Here is a 13,715-nt window from a genome sequence, read left to right as displayed (position 1 = left end):
GCGGGTTCACGCCTCGATGAACTGGTGGTCGGTCAGGATCCGGCCGTCCTCGTCGAGGACGAGGACCTCCAGGCCGGCGCCCGCAGTCTCGCCACCGTCCGCAGGCACCATCTCCCAGGCGAACGTGACCATGTCGCCGACACGGCCGGCGCCGCCCCGCGACCTGAAGCGGAACGCCCCGGGCGCGACGAACTCCTCGTACGAGCGGGTCACCCTGACCTCCAGCTCCCGGTGCCCGCGCGCCTCCAGGACGGCGGTGAGGCCCAGCGCCCCGGCGGCGTCCCGGATCTCCTGCGGCGGCTGGAGTCTCTGGACGCCGTCCTTCGCCCACAGCCCGGCGACGGCCTCGCGGCGCAGCCCGGGGTCGGGTTCGTTCCAGACCGCCACGTAGCGGCCGACCAGCTCCTGAATGTCGATCATCGTTCTTCCCCCGGGGTGACGTGTTGGTGGACACCGCCGATCCTGGGCGCGACACGACGGCCCGGCAATTCCCTCCGGGGAATGGCCGTGCGCCGCTCACTGCGTTAGACAGGGTGCGGTGACCGGTACCTCGGAACGTGACGGGCTCGCCGGCGTCCTGCGCGAGTGGCGCGGGCGCCGCGGCGTCAGCCAGCTGGACCTCGCCCTGCGGGCCGGGACCACGCAGCGGCACGTCAGCTTCATCGAGAGCGGCCGGTCGCTGCCCGGCAGGGCCATGGTCGTACGGCTGGCCGAGTCCCTGGAGATCCCGCTCCGGGAGCGGAACGCGCTGCTGCTGGCCGCGGGCTACGCGCCCGCCTACCCGGAGACCCGGCTCGACGACCCCGGGCTGCGGCCGGTCCGCACCGCGCTGGAGGGCGTCCTGCGGGGGCACCAGCCGTACCCCGCGGTGATCGTCGACCGGCACAGCGACCTCGTCTCGGCCAACGACGCGTTCTGGGCGTTGACCGAGGGGGTGGCGGCCCCGCTGCTCGCGCCGCCCCTCAACGTCCCCCGGCTGTTCCTGGACCCGCGGGGCATGGCGCCGCGGATCGTCAACCTGGACGTGTGGGCCTGGCACGTGATCGACCACCTCCGGCTGGAGGCGGCGCGCAATCCCCGCGACCGGCTCTCGGAGCTGCTCACCGAGCTCACCGCGCTGGTCCCGGAGCGGCCCCGCGACCCGGGACCGGACCACCTCGGCTTCGCGGTCCCGCTGCGGCTCCGCTTCGGCGACGGCGAGCTACGGCTGCTGACCACGCTGACCCACTTCGGGACCGCGGTCGACGTCACCGTCGCCGAGCTGCGGATGGAGGCGTTCCTGCCGGCCGACGCGGAGACCGCCTCCGCCCTCACGGCCCTCACCGGTCTCGGACGGCCCGCACCGGCCACGCCCCCGGAACCGCCCGACGGAGGCGCCGCCACGCGTCGGATCACGCCTCAACCGCCCGACGACGGCGACGCCGCGCGCCGGGCCACGCCTCCGGAACCGTCCGGCGCCGCTACGCGCCGGGCCGCGGGGTCGTCTCCCGTCTGATCCACTCCAGGTAGTCGGCCGTACCGGCCACGAGCGCGACGGCGACGATCTGCGGAACCTCGTAGGAGTGCAGCTCCCGTACGCACCGGGCCAGCTCCTCGAACCGCCCGGTGGTCGTCTTCATGAGCAGCAGCCACTCACCGGAGCGCTGGACCTCCCCGGCCCACCAGTAGGCCGACTCGACCGGTGCGACGATCTGGCAGTCGGCCGACAACCGGCGCTCCACCACCGTCGCGCAGATCAGGTCGGCCTCCTGCCGGCTCGCGGCGGTGACACGGACCTCAAGGCAATCCGGAACATCTTCGATCATGCCGACACACTGCCGAATCGCCCCGCGGTCATCAACACGGCCGTGCGGCGAGCCGTCGTACGATCCCCGCCCGGGACACGGCTCCGGGACGCCGTGGCGGTGACGTGATGTCATGGCGGTGACGGGGTGCCGCGGCATCGGGTGGAGGATCTCGTCCCGAAGCCCGCCCGGCCGATGTCAAGACGGGGGCGCCGGCTCCGACCATCCGGTGGAAGGACCCACCGGGGGTCCGGGACGACGGGAGAGACGAGATGAAGTTCGTACTGAACATGCACATGAACCCGGCGGTCTGGGAGTCCCTGACCGAGGACGAGCGCAACGAGGTGATGAACGGGCACTCCACGTTCATGGAGACGGTCACCGCGTCCGGGGAGATGATCATGACGCAGGCGCTGGCCGACCCGTCGCAGAGCGCGGTGGTGCGGGTCCGTGGCGGCCGGCCGGTGGTCACCGACGGGCCGTACCTGGAGGCCAAGGAGTACCTCGGCGGCTTCTACCTGATCGACTGCGAGACCAGGGAGCGCGCGTTCGAACTGGCCGCCCTGATCCCCGACGCCAAGGTCGAGGGGATGGGCATCGAGGTGCGGCCGGTCATGTTCTCCGCGGGGCGGCTGGACGTGTGACGGCCGGCGAACACGCGACCGAGGACCTGCTGCGCGAGCTGGCGCCGCAGGTCCTGGGCGTGCTCGTGCGCCGCCACGGCCGGTTCGAGGAGTGCGAGGACGCCGTGCAGGAGGCCGTCCTGGCCGCAGTGGTCCAGTGGCCCGCCGAGGGCGTCCCGGACAACCCTCGCGGCTGGCTGGTCACCATCGCCTCGCGCAGGCTGGTCGACCAGGCCCGCAGCGACAGCGCCCGCAGGGCCCGGGAGGTCAGGGTCGTCGCGCAGGAGACCGGGCCCGAGGTCCCGGACGTCGACGACACGCTGGCGCTGCTGTTCCTGTGCTGTCACGCGTCGCTGACGCCGGCGTCCCAGACGGCCCTCACCCTGCGGGCCGTGGGGGGCCTGACCACCGCCGAGATCGCCCACGCGTTCCTCGTCCCCGAGGCCACCATGGCCGCCCGCATCAGCCGGGCCAAGCAGCGGGTCAGGGCCGCGGGGAGCCGGTTCGCGATGCCCGCGCCGCACGAGTGGCAGGAGCGGCTGGACGTCGTGCTGCACGTGCTGTACCTCATCTTCAACGAGGGGTACACCGCCACCTCGGGCGGCGACCTGCACCGCACCGACCTGTCCCACGAGGCCGTCCGCCTGACCCGCACGGTCCACCGTCGGCTGCCCGAGGACGGCGAGGTGGCCGGGCTGCTGGCCCTCATGCTCCTGACGGACGCGCGCCGCGCGGCGCGCGTCACTCCCTCGGGGGACCTGGTCCCCCTGGCCGACCAGGACCGTGCCCTCTGGGACGGCGACCTGATCGCCGAGGGCGTCGCCCTCGTCACCGAGGCGATGGGTCCGGGCGCGATGAGTCCGGGTGTCGACTCCCGCGTCGACCTCGTCACCGGGGCGATGGAGCGGCCCCCTCTCGGGCCGTACCGGCTGCAGGCGGCCATCGCGGCGACCCACGCGAGCGCGGAGCGGGCCGAGGACACCGACTGGCGGCAGGTCCACGTCCTGTACCGGATCCTCGAACGGGTCGCGCCCAACCCGATGGTCACGCTCAACCGGGCGATCGCGCTGGCCGAGATCGAGGGACCCGAGGCCGGGCTCGGCCTGCTGGCCACCCTCGACGGCGACGACCGGATGGCCGGCCACCACCGCCTGCACGCCGTCCGCGCCCATCTGCTGGAGAAGACGGGCGACCTCGCGTCCGCCCGCGAGCACTACGGCAGGGCCGCGCGCGGCACCGCCAGCCTCGCCGAACGCCGCTATCTCGAATCCCGCGCCCGCCGTCTGCGCGCGCCCGCGGACCCGCCCGCACAAGAAGATGTGACATAGGTCACACCTCCTGCCGCGAACCCTCGCCGACCGTATGGGTGATCGACGCACGGGGACGGGAGCACCATGTGATCACCGAGGAATCCGGCAGGGTCGACGACGCCGAGCCGATACGGCGCTCGGAGAGCGCCCCGGAGGCGTTCGCCGTCTGGCTGCGCGACGACTTCTTCGGAAGGGACGGCGAGCCCGCCTTCCGCAAGGGCGCGGTGTGGAGGACGGCCCTGCTGTCGTCGGTGATCGTCGATCGTCCGGGGCAGCGCGGCTGAGCGCTCGCCGTACGGTCCGAGGGGCCCGACGCCCGCGCGCCGCGAGCGGTTCGCCGCCCGCGGCGCGGCGGGTCGCGGCCCGTGGGCGGTGGCCGGCCCGGTGGCGACCGCTGCGGGAGGTCGCCACCGGCGTCGGCGGTCATGGTGTCGTACGTCTCGACGGCACGCGGCGCCCCCATGGTCGCGCCCCGTCATGGCATCGCGGCCGAGGTCTCAGCCGGTCGAGAACCGGAGGTCCGGCCACGGCCGCGATACGGTGATCATGGTTCCTCCCGAAGGACCGATCGGGAGGACCGGCTCCCCGGATCGTGTCACCGGTTCCGATACGAGCCGTATACGCCGCGTATATACGGACAGCGGCGCGTCCGCCCTCGACGCCGAGGAGCCGTCCCCCGGAGGGCGGTCAACCGGTCGCGGCGGCGCCGAGCCGGTCGAGGTGGTCGCGTACCACCGAGGTCTTGCGGTGCCCGAGGTCCTCGAAGAGGGCCAGGGCGGTCTCCAGGTGGGCGCGCGCCTGCCCCTCGCGTCCCGGCGCGGCGTGGGCGAGACCGAGCGCCTCGTGCGCGTCCGCGCGCAGCGGGACGTCACCGGCCCGTACGGCGAGCGCCAGGGCACGCTCCCCGCACGACACGGCCTCCTCGAAGGCGCCCATGTCGCGATGGAGCGTGCTCATGCTGACCAGGATCTGGGCGATGTCCCGGTCGCCGCAGCCCGTCTCGCTGATCTCCAGGGAGGTCCGGTAGTGGTCCATGGCCCGGAGGAGACGGCCCGCGAGGTGGTGGGCCTCACCCAGGTTGCTGTGCAGCAGCGCGGTGAAGTGGTGGGCGTCCGTCAGCCGCGACCCCAGGGCCCCGGCCTCCTCCAGCCACCGGATCGCCTCCTGCGGGCGGTGGGCGTTGATGTACGCGGCGGCGAGGTTCAGCAGGGCCGTGGCCGCTCCCAGGGTGTCCCCGAGCCGCAGGCGGAGCCGGTGCGCGCGGTGACAGGCCGACACGGCGGGCTCGGTGTCGCCCCGCAGGCTGTGCGCGATGGCGAGCCGACCGGTGATCATCGCCTCGCCCGCCGGGTCCCCGGCCGCGGCGGCGGCCTCGGCCGCGACCGTGTAGAGGCCGGCCCACTGACCGGTGTGGTGGCGCCGGTGCAGCCATCCGAACATGGCCGCCGCGATCTGCCAGGCCAGGGCCGGATGCGACTGCGCCGCCCGCCGCACCGCGGCGTCGAGGTTGGCGGCCTCGGCGTCGAACCAGGCCAGGGCCGACGCGTCGTCGGTGAACTCCACCGGCCGGGCCGGGGAGGCGAAGTTGGGCCGCTCCTTGGGCCGCAGCACCCGGTCGGCCGCGTTGGCGGCGTCGCGGTACCAGGTCAGCAGCGCGGTCATGCACCGCTCCTGTTCGTCCGCGCCCGCCTCGGCCAGGAACCGCTCGCGCGCGTAGATCCTCACCAGATCGTGCATCGCGTAGTGGTCACGGGACACGGGTGCGAGCAGGTGCACGGACACGAGCCGGTCGAGCAGGTCCCGCGTCCGCCCGGCCTCCGTGCCCGACAGGACCGAGACGGCGGCCAGGGACGGCTCGGGGCCCGGATGCAGGCCCAGCAGCCGGAACATCGCGCGGACCGGTTCGTCCAGCGGGCGGAGCGAGGCGCGCAGCACCGCCCGGACCGAGATCTCGCTCTCGTCGACGGCGAGCCGGTCCAGGCGCACCCGCTCGTCGGCCATCTCCGCCACCAGCGCGGGCAGCGCCGAGCCGTACGCCGCCATCTCCAGGCGGGAGGCCGCGATCCGCAGGGCCAGCGGGATCCGGTCGCACAGCTCGGCGAGCTCCTCCGCGCCCGCGACGTGCCCGCCCTGGGCGGACCGGTCCCGCAGCAGGGCGACGGCGTCGGCCGCCGGCAGCGGTCCGAGCGGGACCCGCGGAACGCCGTGCGTGGTGGCGAGCCCGTCCAGGCGGAGCCTGCTGGTGACCAGGGTCAGGCTCGGCCCGCCCCCCGGGAGCAGCGCGCGCACCTGCGCGGCCGAGGCGGCGTTGTCCAGCACGATCAGCATCCGCCGGTCGGCCACCTGCGACCGGAACACCGCGGCCCGCTCCTCGGCGTCGGCGGGTATCCGCCACGACGGGACCTCCAGGGCCCGCAGGAAACGCTCCAGCACCAGGCCGGGATCCAGCGGGCCGACGGCACCGAACCCGCTCAGGTCCGCGAAGAGCTGCCCGTCGCGGAACAGGTGACGCGCCAGGTGGGCCCACCGGACCGCCAGGGCCGTCTTGCCCACGCCCGGCGGTCCCACGACGGCGACCGCCCCGGCCTCCTCGCCGCCGTCCGCCGCGATCTCGTCCAGGCGCGCGAGCTCGTCGTCACGTCCCACGAACCCCAGGGGACCGGCCGGCAGCTGGGCGGGCACCGCCCGGTCGCCGGACGCGGGCGGACGTGCCCGCGCGGGAGCGTCCGTACGCGGCGGGTCCCCGGCGGTGTCCCGCAGCCGCGGGTCGGCGGACAGGACGGCCCTCTCCATCGAGCGCAGCTCCGCGCCGGGCTCCAGTCCCAGCTCGTCGGCGAGGATCGCCCGCGCCCGCCGGTAGGTCTCCAGGGCCTCCGCCCGGCGGCCGGACCGGTGGAGGGCGAGCATCAGGTGCGACCACAGCCGCTCGCGGAAGGCGTGCCGGTTCACCAGCGCGGTCAGCTCGGCCACCAGGGAGGCGTCCTGCCCCAGCCGCAGGTCCGCCTCTATCCGCCGCTCGACGGCCGTCAGGTGCCACTCCTCCAGACGGGACCGCTCCTCGCGCAGCGCGAACTCGGCGGGGAGGTCGGAGAACGGCGGCCCCTGCCACAGCTTCAGCGCCTCGCCGAGCGACCGCCGGGCCCCCGCAGCGTCGTCCGCCTCCAGGGCCGCCTGACCCTCCTGGACGAGCCCGACGAACCGGCAGGCGTCGACCTCGCCGCAGCCGGCGTCGAGCCGGTAGCCGGCGCGGCCCCCGTGCAGGATCCGGTCGCCTCCCAGGACCAGGCGCAGACCGCGCGCGTACAGCCGTATGTTGGCCTCCGCGGACGGCGGGGGCGCGGGCCCCCACAGCGCGTCGACCAGCCGGTCGACGGAGAGGAAACCGTGCGGGTGGCCGAGCAGGACCGCGAGGAGGAGCCGGCGCTTGGGCGGCCCCGGCGCCAGGGTGGCGTCACCGGACCGGACGCGCAACGGGCCCAGGATCTCGAACTGCACGGTAACGCTCCCTTCCACGCGCCGCGCACGAAGACCGCCGCCCCGATCCGGTGACGGAGCGGCTCAGTGGCGGGGGATGCCCAGGGTGACGAGCAGGTCCTCGTGGAGCTGGAACCACACGTTGTGGTAGGACGCGAGGTCGTCCGTCACGTACCGCGGCTCACCGGCCCTGGCGCGGGCGAGCGCGTCGGCGAGCCGGGTCCGGTACCTGCGGAACCGGAGCATCGTCGCGTACAGGTCCGCGCAGGCGATCTCGGCACGCCGGTCGAGGTCGCCGAGGAGGTTCAGGACGCGGGCGTCGTAGGCGGGGTCGTCGTGTTCGTTGAGGGTCACGGCACCGTCGGCGGACCGCATCTGCCAGGCCGTGCACAGGTCGAGCAGCTCCGGGTTGAGCACGAGGAAGTCGTCGTACACCCTGGACACCGTGGCGCGGGTGCCCGCCGCGTCCAGCTCGGCGGCGATCCGCTCGGTGTCGGCGGCGCGACCGGCCTCGGTGAGCCCCCACCCGCCGAAGTCACCCGGGGTACGCGTGACCAGGCCGGCCACGGCGAGGTCGATCAGCTCGGACTCGACGTCGGACTCGGACAGCCCCGTCGCCTCGGACACGCGGAAGAGGTCGACGAACCCGAGACAGCGGAGCGCGTGGAGTGTCAGCAGGTCCACGCTGGTCACGTGGGGCGGGTTCGGCACGTCGATATGCTACCTCGATGGCCTGGATTCACCCGATCTCGGCGGAGGCCGGGGAGACCGCGAGCGTCCTGGGCGGCAAGGGACACGGCCTCGTCGTGCTGCGCCGTCTCGGCCTGCCCGTACCTCCCGGGTTCGTCATCGGCACCGGGGCGTGCCGCGCCTTTCTTCGTGACGGGCGCTTCCCCGAGGGCCTGGACGCCGAGCTGGCGGCCGCCGTCTCCGGCCTGGAGGCCGCCACGCGACGACGCCTCGGCGGGCCCGAGCGGCCGCTGACGGTGTCGGTCCGTTCGGGCGGCGGCGTGTCGATGCCCGGCATGATGAACACGATCCTCAACGTCGGCCTCACGACCGAGGCCACGGCCGGGCTGGCGGCCGAGACGGGCGCGCCGCGGTTCGCCCTCGACGCGCGCCTGCGGTTCCTGTCCGGCTACGCCTCGGCCGTCTTCGGCGTGGGGCCGGAGAGCCTGGAGGCCGTCGTGCGCCAGGCCACCGGCGTCGGTGTCGAAGGCGGGGGTGGCGATGGTGACGCCGTCGGTGTCGGGGGTGGCGTCGGTGACGGTGACGGTGAGGAGGCGCGCCTCGCCGAGGCGATCAGGGGCGTCGAGGCCCTCGTCCGCGAACGGGCCGGTGAGCCGGTCCCGGACGACGCGGAGCGCCAGCTGGAGCCGGCCGTCAGGGCCGTGTTCTCGTCCTGGGACACGCCGCGTGCCAGGACCTACCGCGAGCTGCACGGCATCCCGCACGACCTCGGCACGGCCGTCGTCGTACAGGCCATGGTGTACGGCAACCGCGACGACCGCAGCGGCACCGGTGTCGCGTTCAGCCGTGACCCCAACACCGGTGAGAACGTCCCGTTCGGCGAGGTCCTGTTCGGTCACCAGGGCGAGGACGTCGTCTCCGGGCGCTCGGCGACCCGGCCGCTGTCCGACCTGGCCGGCCGGGAGCCGCGGGTGTGGGACGACCTGCTGGGGGCCCTGAACCGGATCGAGGAGCACTACCGCGACGCCTGCCACGTGGAGTTCACCTTCGAGGCGGGCGAGCTGTGGGTGCTGCAGGTACGGCCAGGAGGCCTCTCCGGGCGCGCCGCCGTCCGTGCCGCGGTCGACCTCGCCGACGAGGGCGTCATCGGCCGCCACGACGCGCTGCTCCGCGTCTCCCCGCGGCACCTGCGACACGTCCGCACGCCCCGGATGGAGGTGACCGATGCGACCGACGTCCTCGTCCGGGGCACGGGAGCCTGTCCGGGCGTCGCGGCCGGAAGGGTGGCGACCACCGCCGACCGGGCGGCGCGGATGGCCGCCACCGGACCGGTCATCCTGGTGCGCCCGCACACCTCCCCGCTCGACATGCACGGCCTGGCCGCGTCCGCGGGAGTGGTCACCGCCAGTGGCGGACCGGCCAGCCACGCCGCCGTCGTCGCGCGGGCGATGGGCAAGCCCGCCGTCGTGGGAGCCGCGGACCTCACGGTCGACGTCGCCGCCGCCTGCGTGCGAGCCGGTGGACGCACCGTCCCGGAGGGCACGCTCGTCACCATCGACGGGACCGGCGGGGAGGTCGTCGTCGGCAGCCCCCGCGTCGTGACGTCCGCCACCGACCCCCACCTGCGCCGCCTGCTGGCGTGGGCCGACGAGGTCACGGGCGTCCCGGACGGCGCCCGGGACGGTGACCCGGGGCCCGCGAGCGGCCGTGCGGGTGACGCCGTGGGCGGTTCTACGAGCGGTTCCGTGAACGACTCCGCGAGCGGCTCCGGTGGCGGCGCCGTGAACGACTTCGTGAGCGGCTCCGGTGACGGTTCCGGTGGTGACGAGGTGGAACGTCTCACGGCGGCACAGGCCGTCCTGCGCCGCGCCTGACCTCTCCGTCCGCTTCTCGGCGCGTTCGGCCGGGACCGGGAGGACGACGCCGGAGGGGTGGCGGGAGGTCACCGCTCGACGGCCAGCTTCACCCCGAGGCCGACGAAGATCCCTCCTGTCGCGACGTCGATGCGGCGGCGAGCGGCCTGCCGGTGGCGCAGCCACCCGCCGATCCGGCCCGCGAGCACGCCGACCGCGCCGTCGACGATGAACTCCAGCACGATCAGGATCGTCCCGAGGATCGCGAACTGCAGCCACACCTGGCCCAGGGCCGGGTTGACGAACTGGGGCAGGAAGGCGATGGTGAAGGTGACCATCTTCGGGTTCAGCAGGTTGGTCAACAGGCCGCTGAGATACGCCCGGCGGCCCGACATCCCCCCGCCGGAGGCCGCCGTGTCCAGCTGCCCCTCCTTGCGGTTACGGATCATCTGGACACCCAGGTAGATCAGGTACGCGGCCCCGACGATGCGGACCACCGTGAACGCGGTCGGCACCGCCTCGAAGAGCGCGGCCAGCCCCACGGCGGCCACGGCGACGTGCACGGCCTCGCTGGTCGCCACCCCGGCCGTGGCGAACAACCCGGCACGCGGGCCCCCGCGCATCCCGCACCCCAGGACGAACAGCATGTCCGGGCCGGGGGTGATCATGGCGATGATCGTGGTCACGGTGAAGAGCACGAGCAGATGCTGATCGATCGGCATACGAGGATCGTCGCACACGGGCCGTTTCCCGGCCGAGGCGATTTCCGCCCTTCCGGCCCTTCCCGCCCGGCCACGCGGCGGCCTCGCAGGGGCCTCGCACCGGCCTCGCGGCGGCCTCGCACCGGCCTCGCGGCGGCCGAAAACCGGTTGCCGGCGGGCGGGGGGCGTGTGGCAGGGTCACCCGATGCCTGTTTCTCGCCGTGACCTGCTGCGCTGGCAGTTCGACCTGGCCTGGTCGTTGTTCGAGTTCCACCTGGACCGGCTGACGGAGGAGGACGTCCTGTGGGAGCCCGCCTCCCTCTGCTGGACGGTACGCCCCGGCGCCGACGGGGTGTGGAGGCCGGACTGGGAGGAGTCCGAGCCCGACCCCGTCCCGGTCCCCACGATCGGCTGGATCGGCTGGCATGTCGGCTGGTGGTGGTCGACGGCCGCCGACCACGCCCGGGAAAGGACGCCGCGCCGACGCGAGGACATCGGGTGGCCCGGTGACCGGGAGTCCGCCGTCGAATGGCTGCGCGGTCTCCGTACGGAGTGGCTGGCGGTGCTCGACGGGTTCACCGACACCGACCTGGACGCCACCGCGCCGTTCCCGTGGCAGGACGCCCCCGAGATGACCGTCGCGCACATGGTCGCCTGGGTGAACGCCGAACTGATGAAGAACGTCGCCGAGATCGGCCAGCTCCGGCTGGTGCGCGCCGCCTCGGCGGGGTGAGAGGGTGGCGGATCGTGGCGCGGGAACCGGCCCGGCCGGGGGACGGCCGCCTGAGATCGCGTCGTCCGCCCGGACGTGGACGATCCCGTTCCCCGGGCCGACGACAGGAGAGGTGACCGTCCATGCGCATCGGGTTCGCGGTACCGCAGTTCGGGGTCCACGCCGACCCCGACCTCATCGGCGAGGTCAGCGGGACGCTGGAGACCATGGGCTACGACAGCCTGTGGGCCGGTGACCGCATCCTCCGGCCGCTCTCGCCCAGCGATCGCTACCTGGGTGGGGACGGCGTGATGCCGCCCGAGTACGCGACGAGTTTCGACCCGCTGTCGGCGCTGACGATCGCCGCGCTCAACACCCGCCGGGTACGGCTGGGAACGAGCACGCTCAACGCGCTGTGGCATCCGCCCGTCCTGCTCGCGCGCAGTCTGACCTCGCTGGACCTGCTCAGCCACGGGCGGCTGGACGTGGGCATCGGTCTGGGCTGGCTGCGCGACGAGTACGCCGCGGCGGGCGTGCCGTGGGCGGCCCGGGGAGCCAGGCTGGAGGAGACCCTCGACCTGATGGAGGCGGTCTGGACCTCGGAGGTGGTGGAGCATCGGGGACCGCTGTGGACGGTGCCCCCCTCGCACGTCGACCTCAAACCGTTCCAGAGGCCGCGCCCGCCGATCCTGCTGGCGGGTTTCACCCCGGCGGCCCTCGAACGGGTCGGGCGGCGCGCCGACGGCTGGCTCGGGGTCGCCATGCCGCTGCCGTACCTGAAGGCGCTGTGGGGCATGGTGTCGCGGGCCGCAGAGGAGGCGGGCCGGGACCCCTCCGGCCTGCGCCTGGTGATGCGGGTCAACGCGGAGATCACCGCGCGACCGGCCGGGAAGGACCGGGCACCGCACGTCGGCACCGTGGAGCAGGTCAGCGAGTACATCCTGGCCGCGAGGGAGATGGGAGCCGACGAGGTGTTCGTCGACGTGCAGACCACGACCTCCTCCCGCGCCCGGCTCCTGGAGATCGCGGAGGATTTCGCCGGGCGGCTGGGCGCCGCTCGATGAGCGCGCGACCCCGCCGGGGTGCCGTGCCCGATGGTCGTCGGACACGACACCCCGTTCTCGTTCCGGCCCGGCTCACCCGCCGCAGGGCCGGGCCACCGGTGTACGGGCCCGGTGGCGCGTACCCACCGGTGTACGGGCCCGGTGGCGCGTACCTGCCGGTGTACGGATCCGGTGGCCCGTGCCCGCCACGGGCCGGTGGGTCGCGGTCCCGCCCGCGCGGCGTTCGTGCGGACCTACGGAACGCACACGATCGACGGCGCCGCAGCGGTGAGAGCGGTGATCATGCTGGTGTCGGGAACGCAGACCGCCGTGCCGAGACCGAAGGCCCCTGCGAGGCCGGCGGAACCGGCCGAGCACGGCCGGGCGGCGTACCCGGCGTACCCGGCGTACCCGGTGTGACCGGCGACCCCGAGGGAGCATGCCGATGCGGCGTGACCGGCCGGTACGGCGAACTCGATCGAACCGAGCGAGCCGATCGAACCGAGTGAGCCGATCGAGCCCGGTGAACCGATCGAACCGATCGGGCTGACCAGGCCGATCGGACCGGCAGGGCCGGTCAGGTCGATCGACCCGATGGATCCGGCCGAGTCCGCCGAGTCATCGGGACTGATCGAGACGATCGAGTCATCGGGACCGATCGAGACGATCGAGTCGCCGGGACTGATCGAGACGATGGATCCGACCGAACAGGCGGGGCTGACCGGGGTCAGCTGGATCGCGGAGACCACGGGAACGACGGACATGCCGGAGCACGCGACCGGCTGGACCTGCCGGACCGGTTGGATCGGCTGGACCTGCCGGACCGGTTGGATCGGCTGGACCTGCCGGACCGGTTGGACCTGCCGGACCGGCTGCGAGACTCCTGCCGCCCCCTTGGGCCCCACCGGTCCTGCCGGCCCTCTGAGCCCTGTCTCCCCCTTGGGACCCGCGGGCCCGGCCAGTCCTCTGAGTCCTGCCGGACCCGCCGGACCCGCCGGACCTCTCGGTCCCGGAACAGTCACGACCTTCGGCGCGCTCAGAACGGTCGCGCGTCCCGTCGGTCCCGCGGGACCGATCGCACCTGCCGGTCCCGCCGGTCCTGCGGGGCCGATCGCACCCCCGGGTCCTGCCGGTCCGGTCGGCCCTGCCACTCCCGCCGGTCCCGGCACTCCCGCGGGACCTGCCACTCCGGCCGGTCCCGCGGGACCGATCGCACCTGCCGGTCCTGCGGGGCCCGCCGGTCCTGCCGGGCCCGCGGGACCTGCCGGGCCCGCCGGTCCGAGGGTGGCGGACGTGGAGGAGGTGGCGGTGTTCGTCCCCGGCGCGCCCGTGCCCTTCACGGCCCCTGTGGCCGCCGGGCCCGCGTTCGTCACGGCTCCCGGAACCACCGCCGGGCCGACCAGGCCGGTGAGCCCGGCGGGTCCGGCGGGTCCGGGAGGCCCCGGAGGTCCGGGAGGCCCGGGCAGACCGCGCGGGCCACGTTCTCCCCTCCAGCCGTGGTGCCGGCCGCGGCACCCGCAGCGGC

13 protein-coding genes are annotated in these 13,715 nt (G+C 74.3%); 7 read left to right on the top strand and 6 right to left on the bottom strand.

Annotation, left to right across the window (positions count from 1 at the left end; translation table 11 throughout):
* Nucleotides 1-6 precede the first annotated feature (6 nt).
* A complete protein-coding gene (locus tag ABD832_RS10295) occupies nt 7-420 on the bottom strand; it encodes a hypothetical protein (protein WP_344891811.1) in 414 nt (137 codons plus the stop codon).
* A gap of 118 nt (nt 421-538) precedes the next feature.
* On the opposite strand from ABD832_RS10295, the gene ABD832_RS10290 reads away from it, so the two are divergent.
* Entirely contained in the window at nt 539-1,495 is a 957-nt protein-coding gene (locus ABD832_RS10290) for a helix-turn-helix domain-containing protein (protein WP_344891808.1), read from the top strand.
* Here ABD832_RS10290 and cutA read toward each other — a convergent pair.
* Nucleotides 1,461-1,805, bottom strand: coding sequence for a divalent-cation tolerance protein CutA (gene cutA, locus ABD832_RS10285; RefSeq protein WP_344891805.1), 345 nt, complete (start codon nt 1,803-1,805; stop codon nt 1,461-1,463). The two genes, ABD832_RS10290 and cutA, sit on opposite strands and share 35 nt — an antisense overlap.
* Nucleotides 1,806-2,056: 251 nt before the next feature.
* On the opposite strand from cutA, the gene ABD832_RS10280 reads away from it, so the two are divergent.
* From ABD832_RS10280 to ABD832_RS10270, 3 genes are all read left to right on the top strand, one after another.
* Nucleotides 2,057-2,428, top strand: a complete 372-nt coding sequence (locus tag ABD832_RS10280; protein WP_344891802.1) for a YciI family protein — start codon at nt 2,057-2,059, stop codon at nt 2,426-2,428.
* Nucleotides 2,425-3,735: an RNA polymerase sigma factor gene (locus tag ABD832_RS10275; RefSeq protein ID WP_344891799.1), complete on the top strand. Its 1,311-nt coding sequence runs from the start codon at nt 2,425-2,427 to the stop codon at nt 3,733-3,735. Before ABD832_RS10280 ends, ABD832_RS10275 begins: the two co-directional genes overlap by 4 nt.
* Nucleotides 3,736-3,803: 68 nt before the next feature.
* Complete coding sequence (locus ABD832_RS10270; protein ID WP_344891796.1) at nt 3,804-4,001, top strand: hypothetical protein; 198 nt, start codon at nt 3,804-3,806, stop codon at nt 3,999-4,001.
* 403 nt (nt 4,002-4,404) lie between these two features.
* Here ABD832_RS10270 and ABD832_RS10265 read toward each other — a convergent pair whose 3' ends face one another.
* Together ABD832_RS10265 and ABD832_RS10260 are read right to left on the bottom strand one after the other, a co-directional pair.
* Entirely contained in the window at nt 4,405-7,212 is a 2,808-nt protein-coding gene (locus ABD832_RS10265) for an AfsR/SARP family transcriptional regulator (protein WP_344891793.1), read from the bottom strand.
* A 63-nt stretch (nt 7,213-7,275) separates the two neighbouring features.
* Nucleotides 7,276-7,902, bottom strand: coding sequence for a transcriptional regulator (locus ABD832_RS10260; RefSeq protein WP_344891790.1), 627 nt, complete (start codon nt 7,900-7,902; stop codon nt 7,276-7,278).
* Between the two features lie 17 nt (nt 7,903-7,919).
* Between ABD832_RS10260 and ABD832_RS10255 the strand changes: the two genes are divergently transcribed.
* Nucleotides 7,920-9,755, top strand: coding sequence for a pyruvate, phosphate dikinase (locus tag ABD832_RS10255; RefSeq protein ID WP_344891787.1), 1,836 nt, complete (start codon nt 7,920-7,922; stop codon nt 9,753-9,755).
* Between the two features lie 68 nt (nt 9,756-9,823).
* Here the strand turns inward: ABD832_RS10255 and ABD832_RS10250 are convergent, their stop codons facing one another.
* Nucleotides 9,824-10,456: a LysE family translocator gene (locus tag ABD832_RS10250; RefSeq protein ID WP_344891784.1), complete on the bottom strand. Its 633-nt coding sequence runs from the start codon at nt 10,454-10,456 to the stop codon at nt 9,824-9,826.
* A gap of 184 nt (nt 10,457-10,640) precedes the next feature.
* Between ABD832_RS10250 and ABD832_RS10245 the strand changes: the two genes are divergently transcribed.
* Nucleotides 10,641-11,168: a DinB family protein gene (locus ABD832_RS10245; protein WP_344891781.1), complete on the top strand. Its 528-nt coding sequence runs from the start codon at nt 10,641-10,643 to the stop codon at nt 11,166-11,168.
* Between the two features lie 122 nt (nt 11,169-11,290).
* Nucleotides 11,291-12,211: a TIGR03619 family F420-dependent LLM class oxidoreductase gene (locus ABD832_RS10240; RefSeq protein WP_344891778.1), complete on the top strand. Its 921-nt coding sequence runs from the start codon at nt 11,291-11,293 to the stop codon at nt 12,209-12,211.
* Nucleotides 12,212-12,444: 233 nt separating this feature from the next.
* On the opposite strand, the gene ABD832_RS10235 is transcribed toward ABD832_RS10240, so the two are convergent.
* The gene (locus ABD832_RS10235; protein ID WP_344891775.1) at nt 12,445-12,954 is read right to left on the bottom strand and encodes a hypothetical protein; all 510 of its coding nucleotides are present in this window, start codon (nt 12,952-12,954) and stop codon (nt 12,445-12,447) included.
* Nucleotides 12,955-13,715: the final 761 nt, after the last annotated feature.

The organism is Streptosporangium longisporum, from assembly GCF_039534895.1.
GTDB classification, from domain to species: domain Bacteria; phylum Actinomycetota; class Actinomycetes; order Streptosporangiales; family Streptosporangiaceae; genus Streptosporangium; species Streptosporangium longisporum.
The sequence above is the reverse complement of the archived record's forward strand: the minus strand, read 5'-3'. Positions and strand labels throughout refer to the sequence as shown.

Excerpts from the sequence above, each read along its gene's own strand:
- ABD832_RS10235 (WP_344891775.1), bottom strand. The coding sequence starts at position 12,954 with ATGTCCGTCGTTCCCGTGGTCTCCGCGATCCAGCTGACCCCGGTCAGC.
- ABD832_RS10295 (WP_344891811.1), bottom strand. The coding sequence starts at position 420 with ATGATCGACATTCAGGAGCTGGTCGGCCGCTACGTGGCGGTCTGGAAC.
- cutA (WP_344891805.1), bottom strand. The coding sequence starts at position 1,805 with ATGATCGAAGATGTTCCGGATTGCCTTGAGGTCCGTGTCACCGCCGCG.
- ABD832_RS10240 (WP_344891778.1), top strand. The coding sequence starts at position 11,291 with ATGCGCATCGGGTTCGCGGTACCGCAGTTCGGGGTCCACGCCGACCCC.
- ABD832_RS10280 (WP_344891802.1), top strand. The coding sequence starts at position 2,057 with ATGAAGTTCGTACTGAACATGCACATGAACCCGGCGGTCTGGGAGTCC.
- ABD832_RS10245 (WP_344891781.1), top strand. The coding sequence starts at position 10,641 with ATGCCTGTTTCTCGCCGTGACCTGCTGCGCTGGCAGTTCGACCTGGCC.
- ABD832_RS10255 (WP_344891787.1), top strand. The coding sequence starts at position 7,920 with ATGGCCTGGATTCACCCGATCTCGGCGGAGGCCGGGGAGACCGCGAGC.
- ABD832_RS10250 (WP_344891784.1), bottom strand. The coding sequence starts at position 10,456 with ATGCCGATCGATCAGCATCTGCTCGTGCTCTTCACCGTGACCACGATC.